16 protein-coding genes are annotated in these 16,226 nt (G+C 71.7%); 8 read left to right on the top strand and 8 right to left on the bottom strand.

Translation table 11 applies throughout. The annotated features are described in order from the left end of the window. From NJ376_RS23090 to NJ376_RS23110, 5 genes are all read left to right on the top strand, one after another. Positions 1–640 (top strand): uracil-DNA glycosylase (locus NJ376_RS23090; RefSeq protein ID WP_252955641.1); only part of this gene is annotated, 640 nt, incomplete at its 5' end. A 515-nt stretch (positions 641–1,155) separates the two neighbouring features. Then, a complete protein-coding gene (locus NJ376_RS23095; RefSeq protein ID WP_252955642.1) occupies positions 1,156–2,820 on the top strand; it encodes a transglycosylase SLT domain-containing protein in 1,665 nt (554 codons plus the stop codon). Positions 2,821–3,176: 356 nt separating this feature from the next. Then, positions 3,177–4,661, top strand: coding sequence for an RICIN domain-containing protein (locus tag NJ376_RS23100; protein WP_252955643.1), 1,485 nt, complete (start codon positions 3,177–3,179; stop codon positions 4,659–4,661). A gap of 78 nt (positions 4,662–4,739) precedes the next feature. Next, a complete protein-coding gene (moaB, locus tag NJ376_RS23105) occupies positions 4,740–5,279 on the top strand; it encodes a molybdenum cofactor biosynthesis protein B (protein WP_252955644.1) in 540 nt (179 codons plus the stop codon). 13 nt (positions 5,280–5,292) lie between these two features. Continuing rightward, a complete protein-coding gene (locus NJ376_RS23110) occupies positions 5,293–5,790 on the top strand; it encodes an NAD-dependent epimerase/dehydratase family protein (protein ID WP_370288564.1) in 498 nt (165 codons plus the stop codon). Positions 5,791–5,847: 57 nt separating this feature from the next. Here NJ376_RS23110 and guaA read toward each other — a convergent pair whose 3' ends face one another. The 5 genes from guaA to NJ376_RS23135 all read right to left on the bottom strand — a co-directional run bounded on the left by guaA (position 5,848) and on the right by NJ376_RS23135 (position 11,127). Then, a complete protein-coding gene (gene guaA, locus NJ376_RS23115; protein ID WP_252955645.1) occupies positions 5,848–7,416 on the bottom strand; it encodes a glutamine-hydrolyzing GMP synthase in 1,569 nt (522 codons plus the stop codon). Between the two features lie 70 nt (positions 7,417–7,486). Continuing rightward, a complete protein-coding gene (locus tag NJ376_RS23120) occupies positions 7,487–8,437 on the bottom strand; it encodes a Bug family tripartite tricarboxylate transporter substrate binding protein (protein WP_252955646.1) in 951 nt (316 codons plus the stop codon). A gap of 89 nt (positions 8,438–8,526) precedes the next feature. Then, positions 8,527–9,105 carry a GNAT family N-acetyltransferase gene (locus NJ376_RS23125; RefSeq protein ID WP_252955647.1) on the bottom strand — a complete coding sequence of 193 codons (579 nt, stop codon included), beginning with the start codon at positions 9,103–9,105 and terminating at the stop codon, positions 8,527–8,529. A gap of 28 nt (positions 9,106–9,133) precedes the next feature. Beyond that, complete coding sequence (locus tag NJ376_RS23130) at positions 9,134–10,462, bottom strand: RsmB/NOP family class I SAM-dependent RNA methyltransferase (protein WP_252955648.1); 1,329 nt, start codon at positions 10,460–10,462, stop codon at positions 9,134–9,136. After that, the gene (locus tag NJ376_RS23135) at positions 10,459–11,127 is read right to left on the bottom strand and encodes a haloacid dehalogenase type II (RefSeq protein ID WP_252955649.1); all 669 of its coding nucleotides are present in this window, start codon (positions 11,125–11,127) and stop codon (positions 10,459–10,461) included. Before NJ376_RS23135 ends, NJ376_RS23130 begins: the two co-directional genes overlap by 4 nt. Positions 11,128–11,250: 123 nt before the next feature. On the opposite strand from NJ376_RS23135, the gene NJ376_RS23140 reads away from it, so the two are divergent. Beyond that, positions 11,251–12,036: an SDR family NAD(P)-dependent oxidoreductase gene (locus tag NJ376_RS23140; protein ID WP_252955650.1), complete on the top strand. Its 786-nt coding sequence runs from the start codon at positions 11,251–11,253 to the stop codon at positions 12,034–12,036. A 42-nt stretch (positions 12,037–12,078) separates the two neighbouring features. On the opposite strand, the gene NJ376_RS23145 is transcribed toward NJ376_RS23140, so the two are convergent. The 3 genes from NJ376_RS23145 to NJ376_RS23155 all read right to left on the bottom strand — a co-directional run bounded on the left by NJ376_RS23145 (position 12,079) and on the right by NJ376_RS23155 (position 14,531). Next, complete coding sequence (locus tag NJ376_RS23145; RefSeq protein WP_252955651.1) at positions 12,079–13,371, bottom strand: protease; 1,293 nt, start codon at positions 13,369–13,371, stop codon at positions 12,079–12,081. Positions 13,372–13,518: 147 nt separating this feature from the next. Further along, on the bottom strand, positions 13,519–14,067 hold the full coding sequence (locus tag NJ376_RS23150; protein WP_252955652.1) for a demethoxyubiquinone hydroxylase family protein: 549 nt from the start codon (positions 14,065–14,067) through the stop codon (positions 13,519–13,521). Beyond that, positions 14,064–14,531: a disulfide bond formation protein B gene (locus NJ376_RS23155; RefSeq protein WP_370288562.1), complete on the bottom strand. Its 468-nt coding sequence runs from the start codon at positions 14,529–14,531 to the stop codon at positions 14,064–14,066. Before NJ376_RS23155 ends, NJ376_RS23150 begins: the two co-directional genes overlap by 4 nt. 104 nt (positions 14,532–14,635) lie before the next feature. Here NJ376_RS23155 and NJ376_RS23160 point away from each other — a divergent pair, with 104 nt between their 5' ends. Together NJ376_RS23160 and NJ376_RS23165 are read left to right on the top strand one after the other, a co-directional pair. Then, positions 14,636–15,262, top strand: a complete 627-nt coding sequence (locus NJ376_RS23160) for a glutathione S-transferase family protein (RefSeq protein ID WP_252955654.1) — start codon at positions 14,636–14,638, stop codon at positions 15,260–15,262. Continuing rightward, positions 15,259–15,897: a glutathione S-transferase family protein gene (locus tag NJ376_RS23165; protein ID WP_252955655.1), complete on the top strand. Its 639-nt coding sequence runs from the start codon at positions 15,259–15,261 to the stop codon at positions 15,895–15,897. The genes NJ376_RS23160 and NJ376_RS23165 overlap by 4 nt, the downstream gene beginning before the upstream one ends. The last annotated feature ends 329 nt before the right edge of the window (positions 15,898–16,226 follow it).

A 16,226-nucleotide genomic window follows, 5' to 3' on the forward strand; every position in this document is an offset into this window, starting at 1 on the left:
GGCCGCCGGCGGCGTCCCCGCCGTGCAGCCGGTGGCGGCGCAGCAGGCCGCGGCGCTGGCCGCCGCGGCGGACAGCCTGCCGGCGCTGCGCGAGGCGATGGCCCGGTTCGAGGGCAGCCCGCTCAGGGAGACCGCGACCAATCTGGTCTTCGCCGATGGCGTGGCGGAGAGCGGGCTGATGTTCATCGGCGAGGCGCCGGGGGCGGATGAGGACCGGCTGGGCCGGCCCTTCGTCGGCGCCTCCGGCCGGCTGCTGGACCGGATGCTGGCCAGCATCGGGCTGAGCCGGGAGCGGAATTTCTACATCACCAACATCCTGCCCTTCCGCCCGCCCGGCAACCGCACCCCAACGGATGCCGAGATCCTGCTCTTCCTGCCCTTCGTGCTGCGGCACATCGCCCTGGCGCGGCCGCGCCACCTGGTGCTGCTGGGCGGCGTCGCGGCCAAGGGACTGCTGCGCTCCCGCGAGGGGATCACCCGGCTGCGCGGCCGCTGGCACGAGGTGGCGCTGCCGGAGGGCGAGACCAGGCCCGCCCTGGCCACCCTGCACCCGGCCTATCTGCTGCGGACCCCCGGCGCGAAGCGCGATGCCTGGTCCGACCTGTTGCGGTTGCGGCAACGCCTGGCCGGGGAAGGCTGACGGCCGGGCCGGCGGGCAGCCCCGCCCGCATGGCATCACCAGATAAACATGAATAAGTAATGATTTGGCAGAGGCAGGCACTTCCCCGCCTCTCTCCACCGCTACACCCGTGGCATGCCGCCCGGTGCGGTGGGAAACCGGTCGCGGTGGGGACTCTGCTGTCGCCGCGCAGCAGGAAAGCTGGCGAATAGGCCCAGTCCGCACAGTTTGTTTACCCGCGCCCTGGCCTATGGAGATGGTGATTTGCGCAGCGCCGCGGCAGTTCTGCCGCCGCAGCCCTGGCCACGCAATTTTCGGTTGCCAGATGATGACGCGGCCGGTAACGGAGGCGGGCCATGCGAGCGACCTGCCCCATGGCCCGCAGCACTCCTCGCCCCCTGCTTGCCAGGGTCCTGGGGGGCGCGGCGCTGGTGGCGGTGGGCCTTTCCCCTGCCCTGGCGCAAAGGGCTTCCCCTCCCGGCCCCAGCGGCCAGATCGCGTTCAGCCTGCCGCGCCCCGCGCCGGCCAGAGGGGCGGTGAGCAGCCTGCCGCAGGTGCTCTCCCCGCTCGAGGCGGGGCGGCTGCGCCGCATCTTCGCCTTCCAGGCCCGCGGCGACCTCGCCGCCGCCCAGCGGGAGACGGAGCGGCTGGAGGACCGGCGCCTGATCGGCCATGTGCTGGCCGATCGCTGGCTGCGCCCGGGCATGGCCCCCTCGGCCGCCGAGCTGCAGGCCTGGCTCGCTGCCCATGCGGATCTGCCAGATGCCCCGGCCATGCATGCGCTGCTGGCCAGGCTATTGCCGCGCGGCGCCGCCCTGCCTGCCCCGCCGCCGGATGCCGATGCCCTCTCCCCGGACGCGGAGACGCCCGAGGAGCGCGAGCCCCAGGCCGCCACCCTGCAGCGCAACCCGGCGCTGGACCGCGCCGTGCGCGACAAGGCGCGGGAGGGCAACACGGAGTCCGCCCTGGCCCTGATCGCCCGCACCCGCGGCATGACGCCGGCCTATGCCGCCCAGCTCCGCGCCGAGCTGGCCAGCGGCCTGTTCCGCGCCGGCCGCGATGCCGAGGCGCTGCGCCTGGCGGCTGAGACGCTGCGCCAGGCGCCGGAGAATGGCACCGCCGCCTTCGCCGCCGGCCTCGCCGCCTGGGGCCTCGGCCACTGGGACATGGCGCTGCCCTATTTCGAGCGCGCGGCACGCAGCGAGCCGGCGGCGCCTGCCCTCCGCTCCGCCGCCGCCTTCTGGACCGCCCGCGCCGCCGTCCGGGCCCGCCAGCCGCAGCTCTACGTCCCCTGGATGACCCAGGCGGCGCAGGAGCCGCGGACCTTCTACGGGCTGGTGGCACGCCGCTCCCTCGGCCTCGCCACCACCTTCGCCTGGGAGGGCGAGCTGGCCGGCGAGGCGGAGGCCACCCTGGTGGCGGAGACCGCCGGCGGCTGGCGCGCCCTGGCCCTGCTGCAGATCGGCCAGACCGCGCGGGCGGAGGCGGAGCTGCGCCTGCTCTGGGGCCGCGCCCGCGGCAATCCGGGCCTGGCGCGCTCCATGCTGGCGGTCGCCAGCCAGGCCGGCCTCACCCGCCTCACCTCCCAGCTCGCCACCGCCAGCCAGGGGCAGGACGGACGGCCGCGCGACTTCGCCCGCTTCCCCCTGCCGAAGCTGCAGCCGGAAGGCGGGTTCCGCATCGACCCGGCGCTGCTCTACGCCCTGGCCCTGCAGGAGAGCCGCTTCGACCCCGATGCCATCTCCCCCGCCGGGGCGCGCGGCATCATGCAGATGATGCCGGCCACGGCGAGCTTCGTCGCCGGCGATCCCTCCCTGCAGGGGCCAAGCATCCAGCGGCTGCACGACCCGGCCTTCTCGCTCGATCTCGGCCAGCGCTACGTCCATCATCTGGTGCGGATGGAAGGGGTGGCGGGCAACCTCATCCGCATGCTGGCGGCCTATAATGCGGGCCCGGGCAATCTGGCCAAATGGCTCCCGGCCAGCGGCCACCGGGACGATCCCTTCCTCTTCATCGAGAGCCTGCCGGTGGAGGAGACCCGCGGCTTCGTGCAGCGAGTGCTGGCCTATAGCTGGATCTACGCCTCCCGCCTCGGCCTGCCGGCGCCGAGCCTGGATCAGCTCGCCGCCGGCAGCTTTCCGCGGTTCAGCCCGCCGGAGGAGGTGGTGGCGATGCTGCGGCGGGCGCGGGCGGCGCGGTAGCGCCCTGCCCGGCCCATGCGCCGGAGCTGCGGGGAACCGCACGGACAGGCTGCCCACCGGACCCGAGTCATGGTGGCCGGGGAAGGATGCCCACGGGCCGTTGGGACCGGGACGGCCGGCGGCGTCAGGCCAAGTGCCATCCTCGGACGATTCGGAGGGACATGGCCGGCCAGCAGGCCGGGGCGGTGTCCCGCCGGCACGACCCCGCTCCAGACAGCGCGCGCAGAGGCTTTGGTCGAAAAGCATCGCGCCGGGTCATAACCCACGGCGGCGTTGTGGTATGTGATATACGATACATTGCTCAGCCGGGGCCATGCTGCAGGCTCCGCCTGCAATTTCCGTGGAGGAAGCGTGCGATGACGCGTGCAGGCGCCTGGCGCCCCCTTCTCCTGCTCCCCCTCCTGGCCGGCCTTGCCGCGCCCGGCCCGGCCGCCGCCCAGCCGCCGGAGAATACCGGCACGGTGCAGCAGCCTCTGGTCGCCCCCGGCGCCGAGGTGGACGCCGCCACCCGCGAGGCCCAGGGGCTGCTGACCCTGACCACGCCGGAAGGCACCTGCAGCGCCTCCATGCTGAACGACTACTGGGCCATCACCGCGGCGCATTGCGTCTATTCGCGGGCCGTCAATTGCCCCCTCTTCGCCGCCAACCAGATCCAGCTCACCGCCAACTGGCCGCGCAACCACCCGGCGACCGGCTGGAACAACGGCGTCAAGACCGTTCAGGCCCGGCAGGTCATCGCCTATGGCACGCCAAGCTCCTGCGTCCAGCCGAACCCGAACCTGGTCAGCACGCCGAGCGACATCGCCATCCTGCAGGTCGGGCTGCATGATTTCGGCCGGGCGGACGTGCCGCCGCGCAAGCTGGAGGAGGCGCGGCCGCAATCCAACGCCGCCGCCACCGCCTTCGGCCGCGGCATCAACACCCTGGCCTTCATGCAGGGCGCCACGCCCATGCCGACCACCAGCGACGGCCAGTACCGCTCGGTGGAATTCGCCATCACCGGGGTGACGGCGACCGAGTATTCCTTCTTCGGCGGCGCCGGCGCCACCATCGCCGGCGGCGACAGCGGCGGCCCCACCCTGATCGAGGATTGGGACAACCCCCTCTCCCCGCAGCGACGGCTGGAATGGCGGCTGATCGGCGTGCATTCCCGGTGCAATTTCGACTGCCTGCCGGGCCAGAGCTGCACCGGGGCCAGTGTCTGGCGCTGGGTGCAGCGGGTGAACCAGTGCTGGGATGCCAGCATCCAGCCGGTGCGGGCGCAGATCCTGGCCGCCATCACGGCCGTGCCGCCGGAAGGCAATGTCACCGGCGAATTCCCCGCGGTGCCGCCGGAAGTGCTGGCGCGCCGGCGCGCCCTCTATGCGGTGAACCTCGATTCGCCGCTGGTCGCCCCGGCGGGCGCGGCCATCGACGTGCAGCTTACCTTCGCCGACTGCCATAATTTCCTGCTGCGCGTGAGCCAGGGCTGCCCGGTGGAGCCACGCTACGAGCTGTGGTCCTACGACCCCGCCAGCCACCGCATCCTGCATGCCGAGAGCGGCAAATGCCTGAACATCTCCGGCGCCCAGACCGCGCCGGGGGCCTGGATCATCCTCTACCCCTGCCTCGGCGCGCCGAACGAGAAATGGACGATGACCGGCACCTCCACGGTCACCTTCCGCAGCGACCATTCCGGCCTCTGCCTGCACGCAGCGCCGGGCCGGCCGCCACGGCGGACCGGCGTCGGCTTCACCCTGCCGACCCCGGCGACCCTGACCCAGATGCCCTGCGACAACAGCCCCGCGCAGCAATTCAGCGATGTGGATGCCGACTGGGCGCGGCGGAACGGGCCGCGATAGGCCGCCCGGCGCAGGCCGGGGCTTCGCGGCGGGCCCTCGCCTCCCCATTATCGAAGGAACCCGCCACGGAGCCCCGCCATGCCCATCGACGAAAGCCGCCTCTTCGTCCCGGTCAACATCGCCGTCCTGACCGTCTCGGACACCCGCGACCTCGCCTCCGACCGCTCCGGCCAGACCCTGCAGGAGCGGATCGAGGCCGCCGGCCATCGCTGCGTCGCGCGGGAGATCGTGAAGGATGAGGCGGACGCGATCGAGGCGGTGCTGCGGCGCTGGATCGCCGACCCGGCCATCGATTGCGGCATCACCACCGGCGGCACCGGCATCACCGGCCGGGATGTGACGCCGGAGGCCTTCGAGCGTGTGCTGGAGAAGAAGATCGAGGGCTTCGGCGAGCTCTTCCGCATGCTGAGCTACCGGAAGATCGGCACCTCCACCATGCAGTCCCGGGCGCTGGGCGGCGTCGCGGGCGGAACCTACCTCTTCGCCCTGCCTGGCTCCACCGGCGCCTGCAAGGATGCCTGGGACGACATCCTCGTCCACCAGCTCGATGCCCGTTTCCGCCCCTGCAACCTGGTGGAGCTGATGCCGCGGCTGCAGGAGCATCTGCGGGCGGCCTGAGCGCAGCACGGCCATCCTCGCCACCGGCGCTGCCGGCTGCGTCGGGCTGAGCCTGCTGGATGCGCTGCTGGCGTGGGCGGGGAAGGTGGTTGGCTTCGACGCCCTGCCCCTGCCGCCCCGCACTGCGCGGGAATTCGCCGGGCGGCCGGGCCGCTGGACCATGGTGCAGGGGGATCTCGGCACGGACGCGGCGCCGGACACCGCCTTCGCCCTCGCGACCGCCTGGGCGGTGATCCACGCCGCCATCATCACCGCCGGCACGGCGCGCGAGCGCGAGGCGCCGGAGCGGATTGCGGAGGCGAAGGTCGGCGGCGCCATCTCCGCCTTGCGGGCCGCGCGGCGCTCCCCCTACCTCTCCTCCGGCATGGTCCATGGCGAGCCGCCCGCGGATGGCGGGCAGGAACCTTGCCCCCTGGGCCGAGTGACCGACGGCGACACAGCCTGGCGCATGCCCGGGCGGTTCAGGCCGCTGGAGACCACCGGCCCAGCGGAGATGGGACAGCTTCGATGATGGCCCCTGCGGCCCGATTGCACGGCCGAGGCTACGCCATCGTCGCCGCTTCGGCTCTCACTCCCACTCGATAGTGCCCGGCGGCTTGCTGGTGATGTCGTAGGTCACCCGGTTGATGCCCCGCACCTCGTTGACGATGCGGTTGGCGACGCGCGCCAGGAAGCCCATGTCGAAGGGATAGACATCCGCCGTCATCCCGTCCGTGCTGGTGACGGCGCGAAGGGCGCAGGCCTGGTCATAGGTGCGGCCATCGCCCATCACGCCAACGGTGCGCACCGGCAGCAGCACGGCGAAGGCCTGCCAGATGGCGTCATAGAGGCCGGCGGCGCGGATCTCCTCCAGGTAGATGCTGTCCACCTTGCGCAGCAGGTCGGCCTTCTCCCGCGTCACCTCGCCCGGGATGCGGATGGCAAGACCTGGTCCCGGGAAGGGATGCCGGCCGACGATCTCCTCCGGGATGCCGAGCTCCCGGCCCAGCGCCCGCACCTCGTCCTTGAACAGCTCGCGCAGCGGCTCCACCAGCTGCATGCGCATATGGGCCGGCAGGCCGCCGACATTGTGGTGGCTCTTGATGGTCACGCTCGGCCCGCCGGTGGCGGAGACGCTCTCGATCACATCCGGGTAGAGCGTGCCCTGCGCCAGGAAGTCCGCGCCGCCGAGCTTCGCCTGCTCCTCCTCGAACACCTCGATGAAGAGCCGGCCGATGATCTTCCGCTTCTGCTCCGGATCGGTCACGCCGGAGAGCTGGCCGAGGAAAAGCTCCGAGGCGTCGCGGTGGACGAGCTGGATGTTGAACCGGTCCCGGAAGGTGCGGACCACCTGCTCGCTCTCGCCGGCCCGCATCAGTCCATGATCGACATAGATGCAGGTGAGCTGGTCGCCGATCGCCTCATGGATCAGCACCGCCGCGACGGAGGAATCGACGCCGCCCGAAAGGCCGCAGATCACCCTCCCCTTCCCCACCTTGGCGCGGATGCGGGCGATCTCCTCCTGGCGGAAGGCGCCCATGGTCCAATCGCCGGAACAGCCGCAGACCAGCTTGGTGAAATTCTGCAACAGCGCCCCGCCATGCGGCGTGTGCACCACCTCCGGATGGAACATGGTGCCGTAATAATGCCGCTTGTCGTCGGCGATCAGGGCGAAAGGCGCGCCCTCGCTGCTCGCCACCACGCGGAAGCCGGGCGGCAGCTCGGTGATGCGGTCGCCATGGCTCATCCAGACCTGTTCGCGCGCGCCCTTGGCCCAGAGCCCCTGGGTGATGGCGCATTCGCCGGTCACGTCGATGAAGGCGCGGCCGAACTCCGCCGGGTGCCCCCCTTCCACCCTGCCGCCGAGCTGAGTTGCCAGGGTCTGCTGGCCGTAGCAGATGCCGAGGATGGGCAGGCCCGAGGCGAACACCTCCTGCGGCGCCCGTGGGCTCTCCCCCTCCGTCACGCTCGCCGGCCCGCCGGAGAGGATGATGCCCTTCGGGGCGAATTCGCGGATCCGCTCGCTGCTGGCGGTGTAGGGCCAGATCTCGCAATAGACCCCGGCCTCCCGCAGGCGCCGCGCGATGAGCTGCGTCACCTGGCTGCCGAAGTCGAGGATCAGGATGCGGTCATGCCGCTGGGCGGTAGGGTCGGCCATGGAGCAGCTTGCACCATAGGGCCGGGCGGAAGGCAAGCACTGCCTGCCATGCGGCCGGCGCCGCCCTTCCCTATTCCACGGTGATGTTGGAGGCGGCCACGACCTCCTTCCACTTGGCCTGCTCCGCCGCGGTGAAGGCGGCAAGGTCGGCGGCATCGCCCGGAACGGTCTCGAAGCCGAGATCGGCCAGCCGGGCCACCAGCGCCGGGTCGCCCAACACCCGCCGGAGCGCGGCGCCGAGCCCGTTCACCGCCTCCGCCGGGCTGCCGGTGGGGGCGTAGGCCGCCATCCAGGCGGCGAAATCATAGCCGGCAAGCCCCGCCTCCTGCAGCGTCGGCAGGCTTGGCAGCAGGGCGCTGCGGGCGGCGCCGGTCACCGCCAGCGCCCGCACTTCCCCGTTGCGGGAGAGCGGCATGCCGATGGTCAGATCGACAATGGCGAAGCCGATCCGCCCGGCCACCAGATCCGTCATGGCGGCGGCGGAGGAACGGTAGGGTACGTCCAGCACCTCCGTCCCGATCTGCCGCAGCAGCGTCTTGCCGGCGGCCAGGTAGATGGCGGACCAATGGCCGAAGGAAAGCTTCTGCGGCTCCGCCCGCGCCAGCGCCAAGAAGGCGGGCAGGTCGGTGGCCGGCACCGCCGGGTGCACCGCCAGCATCAGCGGGAATTGGCCAATCCGGGCCACCGGCACGAAATCCCGTTGCGGGTCATAGGGCAGGCTGCGGTAGAGCGCCGGGCTGATCGCCTGGGTGGTGCCGGTGGTGAGGAAGATGGTGTAGCCGTCCGGCCGGGCCCGCGCCGCCGCCTGGGCGCCGATGGTGCCATTGGCCCCGCCCCGGTTCTCGATGATGACAGGCTGGCCCAACACCCGGCCGAGCTGCTCCGCCAGGATCCGTGCCACGCCATCCGTGCCGCCCCCCGGGGCAAAGGGGACGATGGCGGTGACCGGCCGCTCCGGCCAGGCCGCCCGGGCGGGCAGGGCCAGCAGGATGGCCAGGCAGCATGCAACAGCGAAGCGCATCGGCTCGCTTCCTCCCAAGATGGATTATTGGATAGGAAGCTACCTCATTCCCGGGCCGCGTCGAGCCCCCGCCCGTCGCAATCCTGCCGCTACCCCTCTGGCGCCGGCGCCGTCGCGGCCAGGAGGCTCTCGATCGGATCCCAGAGGAAGGCCATCTGCTCCAGCCGCTGCCCGGCGAAGCCGATCACCTCCCGCGCCACCGGCTTGCCGCCGAGATGCTGGTAGAACCAGCGGGTCGGGTTGTCCCGCAGCACCCAGAGCATGACGGAGCGGCAGCCGACGGCGGCCAGATGCGCCGCCATGGCCCGCATCAGCCGGCGGCCGGTGCCCTGGTCCCGATAATCGTCCAGCAGGTAGAGCGTCTCCACCTCCCCCTGCCCCAGCCCCGGCCGCCGCGCCCGGCCGCCGGAGACGAAGCCGACCACGGCGGAGCCGCCCTCCGGCGTGCCCGCCGGCGCATCGGCGCCGCTGGCCACGGCGACGAAGACGGCATGGCCGTTGCGGCGCTCGGCGATCGCCTGCTCATAGCCTGCGGCGTGGCGCACGGCCGACATGCCGGCCAGGTAGTCCTCCGGCAGAACGCCCGGATAGGTGCTGCGCCAGGTCGCGACATGGACGGCGCCGATGGCGGCGGCGTCGGCAGGGCGGGCACGGCGGATGCAGATCATGCTGCGCGCTCTCTCCCAGGTCCCGCGATCAGGACCTTCGTTGCAGGACAGCGGCGAAGAAGCCGTCCATGCCATGCCGCGCCGGGGAGGTGAGCAGGAGGTCCCCGTCGCCAGGCGGCGGCCCCAGCTCCGGATACCGCGCGCGCGCCTCGCCCCAGGCAGCCTCCAGGGGCAGCAGGGCAAAATCGGGGCGGCGTTGCAGGAAGGCGTCCACCTGCGCCTCATCCTCCTCCGGCAGCAGTGAGCAGGTAGCGTAGACCAACCTTCCGCCCGGGCGCACCAGCTCTGCGGCGGTTGAGAGAATTTCACCTTGTTTGACACGAAGTTCGGCAATGTCGGCCGAACCGGTACGCAGGCGCGCATCCGGATTGCGGCGCCAGGTGCCCGTGCCGCTGCAGGGCGCATCCACCAGCACCCGGTCGAATTGCCCCGCACGGCGCTTGGCCCAGCGGTCGCCTTGCTGCAGCAGGTGGCGCTCCGCATTGTCCACTCCGGCGCGACGCAGCCGCCGCGCGGCGCCTTCCAGCCTTGGGGCGGAGACGTCGCAGGCAGTGATGCGGCCGCGATTGCCCATGGTGGCGGCCAGGGCGAGGGTCTTGCCCGCGGCGCCCGCGCAGTAATCCACTACCCGCATGCCGGGCCGCGCATCGGTGAGCAGGGCGATGAGCTGGCTGCCTTCGTCCTGCACCTCCACCAGCCCCTCCTGGAAGGCGCGGCTCTGGGTCACCGGGCGGCGGGCAGGCAGGCGCAGGCCCCAGGGAGAGAATTCGGTCGGGGCGGTCTCAATCCCTTCCGCCGCCAGCACCGCCACCGCCTCCGCCCGGGTCGTCTTCAGCAGGTTGGCGCGGAGGTCGAGCGGCGCCTCTCCCTCCATCGCCGCGGCTTCCTCCGCCAGGCGCGGGCCGAAACGGGCGGTGAAACCGGGCAAGGCCCAGTCCGGCAGGTCGAGGCGGACGCCCTCCGGCATCTCCGGATGCAGCAGGCCGCCGGGCGAAGCGGCGGCCAGGGTGCGGAGCAGCTTCTCCTCCGGCGCATTCAGCGGCGGCGCGGCGTATTGCCCGCCGGGGAAGGCGGCCAGCACGGCGGGCAGCTCCAGCCCCTCCACCAGCAGCAGATGCGCGGCCACCAGGAAGCGCGGCGTGGGCCGGGCGCCGATCCGGGCCAGCCACCAATCCAGCCGCAGGCGCTGGCGCACCACGCCCCAGGCGCGCTCGCTGATCGCCCGGCGGTCGCCGCCGCCGATATAGCGACGGGCCCGGAAGAAATCATTGGCGATGGCATCGGCGGGGCGGCGCGGCTCCACCTCCAGCGCGGCCAGCAGATCGATGGCGGCGGCGAGCCGGGCGGCAGGGGTCACGCCAGCATCCCGGGCAGGGCGGCAAGGTCGCGCAGGATGGTGGCGCGGCGGTCCAGCCCGTATTCCACCGGGCCGCCGGCGCGGTTCACCCAGAAGATGCGGAAACCGAAGCAGGAGGCCCCGAAGGCGTCCCAGGGGTTGGAGGAGATGAAGGCGACCTCCCCCGGCGGCAGATCGAAATGTTCTGCCGCCAGGGCGTAGATGCCGGGATCCGGCTTGTAGCGCCGCAGCGGATCCACCGAGAGCACGGCATCCAGCAGCTGCGCCAGCCCGGCGGCGGAGACGGCCGAGTCCAGCATCTCGGGCGAGCCATTGGAGAGGATGGCAGTGGGGATGCCCTTCCTCCGCAGCGTGGCGAGAACCTGCGCGGCCTCCGGGTAGGCGTCCAGCTCCCGATAGGCGACGAGGAGATCCGCTCGCAACGCGGCATCCGCCACGCCATGCACCGCCATCGCATGGTCCAGCGCGGCTTCGGTCAGGGCCCAGAAGGGCTCATAGGCGCCGGCGGCGGAACGGATCCAGCTCATCTCCAATTGCTTGCTCCGCCACAGGGCGGAGAGCGGCGCGGCCACCGGGCCGAGCCGGGCCGCATGCCGCGCGACGGCGGCATGGACATCGAGCAGCGTGCCATAGGCATCGAAGACGGCAGCGCGGGGCTGGGCCATCGGGGTCTCCCTTCGGGCCCGCAGCCTACACCCGCGACCCGCGCTTGGAACGGGGGTGGCTGGCCCTGCCGCACGGGTCGGTGCAGACTTCGCCGGCAACGTGAATCGCGCGGAGGAAATGCGATGCAGAACCCGATGGAGCTCACCGGCCGGACCATCATCGTCACCGGCGCCGGCCAGGGCATCGGCAAGGCCATCACGGAATTGGTTCTCGGCCTTGGCGGCAATGCGGTGCTGGTGGAGCGCAACCCGGAGACGCTGGCCGCCACCGCCGCGGCCATGGACCCGGAGCGCATCCTGGCGGTGCAGGGCAATGTGGCGGAGGAAGGCTTCGGGGAATCCTGCGTCGCCCAGGCGGTCTCCCGCTTCGGCGCGGTGCATGGGCTGGTGAACAATGCCGGCATCACCCGTCCGGCCATGTTCGCCAAGATGACGATGCAGCAATGGCAGGCGGTGATCGATGTGAACCTGACCGGCTGCTACCTGATGATGCAGGCGGTGGGGCGGCACATGATCGAGCGCGCCAAGGAGAACATGCCGCAGCCCATCGGCACCACCGGCGCCGTGGTCAACATCGCCTCCACCGCGGGCAAGCGCGGCTCCATCGGCCAGGTGAACTACTCCGCGGCCAAGGCGGGGCTGTTCGGCATGACAATGACTGGCGCGCGGGAATGGGCGCGCTACGGCATCCGCTGCAACTCGGTCGGCTTCGGCACGGTGGTGACGCCGATGACGGAAACGATCCGCAGCGAGAAATTCGCCGCCCAGACCATGGCCCGTATCCCGCTGGGCCGCTACGCCGAGCCGCATGAGGTGGCGCCGCTGATCTGCTTCCTGCTCTCGAACGGCGCGGTCTACATCACCGGCGAGAACATGACGGTCTCCGGCGGTAGCCATATGCAGCCCTGACGCCGTTGGGCCGGCGGCGCGGCAAGCGCCGCCGGCCCATGGCTATTCGCGGCGCGCCGCCTCCCGCCAACCGAGCCGGCCAGGCAGGCCGGCGATGTAGGACAACGCCCGCGCGTAATCGAGCACGATGCCCGGCGTCCAGGCCATGGACCCCGCGGTCGCGCGAAGCTGCGCCGCGATCCACAGCTCCGGGCTGAACAGCAGCCGCAACACGCAATAGGGCGAGCCGCTATAGGGGGCGAAGATGCCCTCCAGCCCTGCATCCAGCGCCGCCGCCACCGAGCTGGAGCAATTCCGGCTGGTCAGGTTGTAGGTGGCATCGGCGCCGTAATGCGCCCAGAAACGGTGCAGCGCAGCCGCGTCGATGCCCGGGATCGTCACCTGCCGGGTGGAGGCGCACCAGCCGGCGCTTTCCTCGGCATAGCTCGGCAGGAAGCGGCCGGGCACGTCATTGTCCTGCGTCGCCCGCAGCGTGCGGCGGAAATCCGCGCCCGACCGCTCGATCTCCACCGCCGGGTAGTGGCTGATGTAAAGCTCCCCTGCCTCCAGCGCCGCATGCCCGGTGGAGATGACGCCGCGCTCGTCCCGTGCGGCGATGTAGCGGCTGATGCTGCGGTCGATGGAGGCCAGCTCGCCGGTCGGGGTCCAGACATGGACGGTGACGGGGATGCGCCGGTGCTCCCCCGGCAGGCCGCCCTGCTCTGCCGTGGCCCGGGCTATTGCCGGCCCGGCACCGGCACGCAGCAGCCCCTCCGCCACAATGCGCGACATCGGCGCGCCGGGCGGCAGCCGCACCAAGCGCCAGGCCAGGGCGCAGATCCGCCAGGCGGAGACCATCAGCAACAGCCCGACATCCGATCCCACCTCCCCTTGCCAATAGGAGGGCCACGGCAGGAAGGACCACAGGCCGAGCAGGAATTCGATGCCGGCGATGCAGACGGTGCGGCGCCAGCGCCGAAAGCGGACCAGATGGGCGCTGGTCGCCCGCCACACCGCGTCGGCGACCAGGAAGCTGCCCACCAGGAAGCCGATGATCATCCCGCCCCCCCGCGGCATGGCGATGATGAGGCCGGCGATCAGCAGGAAGGCCAGGGCCTTGCTGTAGCGCAGCGAGCGGCCCGCCCCCTTGCTTCCATAGGCGGCGACCAGCGAGAGCCCGCCATCCAGCATCAACGGCAGGGCGAAATAGAGGGCGGGGATGCGGGCATCCTCGGTGAAGGCATTCACGAAGAAGAAGGCGCCCAGCAGCATCCAGCCGAGTCCCGCCAGCCCCAGCAGCACCGCCTTGCGGCGCGCCACCTCGGCGCCGAACAGGATGAGCATCAACTCGATCAAGGCCCGCTTCCCCCCGGCTGAGCCAATGGTCCGGCGCCGCCGGAATTGGGGCCGCCACCTGCGCGCCAGTGGGGCAGGATGGCCCGGCCAGGGTCAAGCATGCACGGCGCGGCGGCCGTGGCGCAGGCCCACCGGCCGGCGCCTGGGTCAGATCCGCTCGGCCACCTTGATCGCCACCTTGCACCCCGCCTTGATCGCGGCGCTCAGCAGCCGGTAGGCGGGCGCCAGCTCGGCCTCGTTCTGCAGGCCGATATCGCGGTGCTCCAGCTCCTCGGCGCGGAATTGGGCGATATGCGCGCGCAGCGCCGTCTCGTCCTCGCCCAGCGCGGCTTCCTGCTGCTGGTAATGCTCGTCGATCGCCTCCTCCACCGCCACGGTGCAGGCCATGGCGGCGCGGTAGCCCAGGGCGGCGGTGGCGGCGCCCAGCGCGAAGCCCGCCACATGCCAGAAGGGCAGCAGCGCGGTCGGCCGCACCCGCCGCTCCGCGATCAGGCGGGAGAAGGTGTCCAGATGCTCCTGCTCCTGCGCCTGCATGTGGCGGATCAGCGCCGCGTGCCGCGTGCCGCGCAGCACGGCGAGCTGGCCCTGGTAGATTCGCTTGGCGCCGTACTCGCCGGCATGGTCCACGCGGATGGTACGGGCCACCTGCTCGCGCGGCGTCGGGTCGCCGGGCAGACGGCGTGGTGTCGTGCTCATATGCGGGTTCCCCTGCGCAGCCAGATAAGCGCCGCGGCGGCGAGGCCAAGGGCGTAGAGGACATTCATCGCGGCCATGGAGACCGGCAGGCCCGGCACCAGATAGGTTGGCGCGTCGCAGGGCTTGGTCGGCGCCGGCGCCAGGTTGCGCAGCATGTCCTCCACGCTGGCGCCGGGCACGGCGCGCGGCGCCTGGCAACCCGCCAGGGGCGAGGGCCACCAGCCCTGCTCCACCCCGACATGAAAGGCCCCGATGGCGCCGGAGGCGAGCACCGCCAGGATCGCCAGCCCCCCCAGCACCGGGCGCGCCCGGCGAGACGCCGCGGCGCCAAACGCCAGCACCGCCGCGAGGAGGTAGGGCCAGCGCTGCCAGAGGCAGAGCTCGCAGGGCGCCAGGCCGAACAGCCCCTCGCTGGACCAGGCGAAGAGCGGCGCCGCGGCGGCCAGCAAGGCGAGACGGGTCATGCCGAACATGCACCCTATGTCGCCCCGGGCGCGTCTCGGCGCAACTGGACCGCCCGGCCCTCGCCTCATAGGCTGCCCGCCTGATCAGGGAGAGGAGAGAATCCATGCTGAAGATCTGGGGGCGCGCCAGTTCGAGCAATGTGATGAAGGTGCTCTGGCTCTGCGAGGAGCTGTCCATTCCCTATGAGCGGATAGATGCCGGCGGCGAATTCGGCCGGACGACGGAGCCTTTCTACCTGGCGATGAATCCGAACAGCCGGGTCCCTACTTTGGAAGAGGAGGATGGCTACGCTCTGTGGGAGAGCAATTCCATCCTGCGCTACCTGGTGGCCACGCGAGCCGCGGGCGACCCCATCCACCCCACCGCGCCCAAGGCGCGCGGCGAGGTGGAACGCTGGATGGACTGGCAGCTCGCCTCCCTCAACGGCCCGATGGGCGTGCTCTTCCTCGGCTTGGTCCGCACGCCGGAAGCGCAGCGGAACCAGGCCGCCATCGCCGGAGCGCTGAAGGAGGCGGCGGGACTCTGGGGCATCGTGGACCGCCAGCTCGAGGGCAGGCAGTACCTCACGGGCGGCTTCACCCTGGCCGATATCGTGCTGGGCCCCTACCTGCACCGCTGGTTCGTCCTGCCCATCGAACGGCCGGAGCTGGCCCGGCTGGAAGCTTGGTATGAGCGGCTGAAGGCCGAGCATCCCGGCTTCGTCACCCATTGCGCGGGAGAGCTGGCATGAGCGCGCCGCGAATGATCACCGTCTGGGGGCGGGCCAATTCCGTCAATGTCATGAAAGTGCTGTGGCTGCTGGACGAGCTGGCCATCCCCTTCGAGCGCATCGAGGCGGGCGGCGAATTCGGCCGCACCCGGGACCCCGACTATGCGGCGATGAACCCCAACGCCACGGTGCCCACCCTGGTGATGCCGCACGGCTATACGCTGTGGGAGAGCCACGCCATCCTGCGCTACCTCTGCCGCACCCAGCCGGGGGGCAATGCCTTCTACCCGGAGGCGCCGGAGGCCCGTGCCGATGTCGAGCGCTGGATGGACTGGACGCTGGCCTCCCTGAACGATCCGATGCGGATCATCTTCTGGGCCCTGGTCCGCACGCCGGAGGCGGAGCGCGACATGGCGGCGGTGGCGAAGGCGCGGGACGCGGCGGCGCGGCTGTGGAGCATCGTCGATGCACAGCTCGAGGGCCGGCCCTATCTCGCCGGCGAATGCAGCATCGCCGACATGGCAATGGGCGGCTTCCTGCACCGCTGGTTCAGCCTGCCGGTCGAGCGGCCGGAGCTGCCGAACCTGGCCGCCTGGTATGCGCGGCTGAAGACGCGCCTTCCCTACGCCACCCGCGTGGCCGTGCCGCTGAGCTAGGGCCTGTTGGGGACTGGGCAAGGCGGAGGGCTGGCGAGGGATTGTGTGCTGGGCAGGAGGGCGGCGCGGCCAAGGCTGGTGGCCTTGGCAAGCCGACCGACGCCCCTCGAGCGAAAACCCAGTGCGACAAAGACCCGCCCGACCGACCCGAGGTCCGTTCCTTAACAGGCCTTAGGCCCATGGCGGGCCGCTGACGCGCCCCGGCCTCCAGGCAGGCCGCGGGCTTCGGAGACCCGGCCGCGGCCGGGCGACGGCATGCGCGGCCCGGTCGTTGCGATCGCCGCGATTGTTCGGTCGCTTGACCAAGCCCCCCCCCTCGGGCCTTCAAT

The sequence above is a fragment of the Siccirubricoccus soli genome (assembly GCF_024178315.1).
Classification (GTDB): domain Bacteria; phylum Pseudomonadota; class Alphaproteobacteria; order Acetobacterales; family Acetobacteraceae; genus Siccirubricoccus; species Siccirubricoccus soli.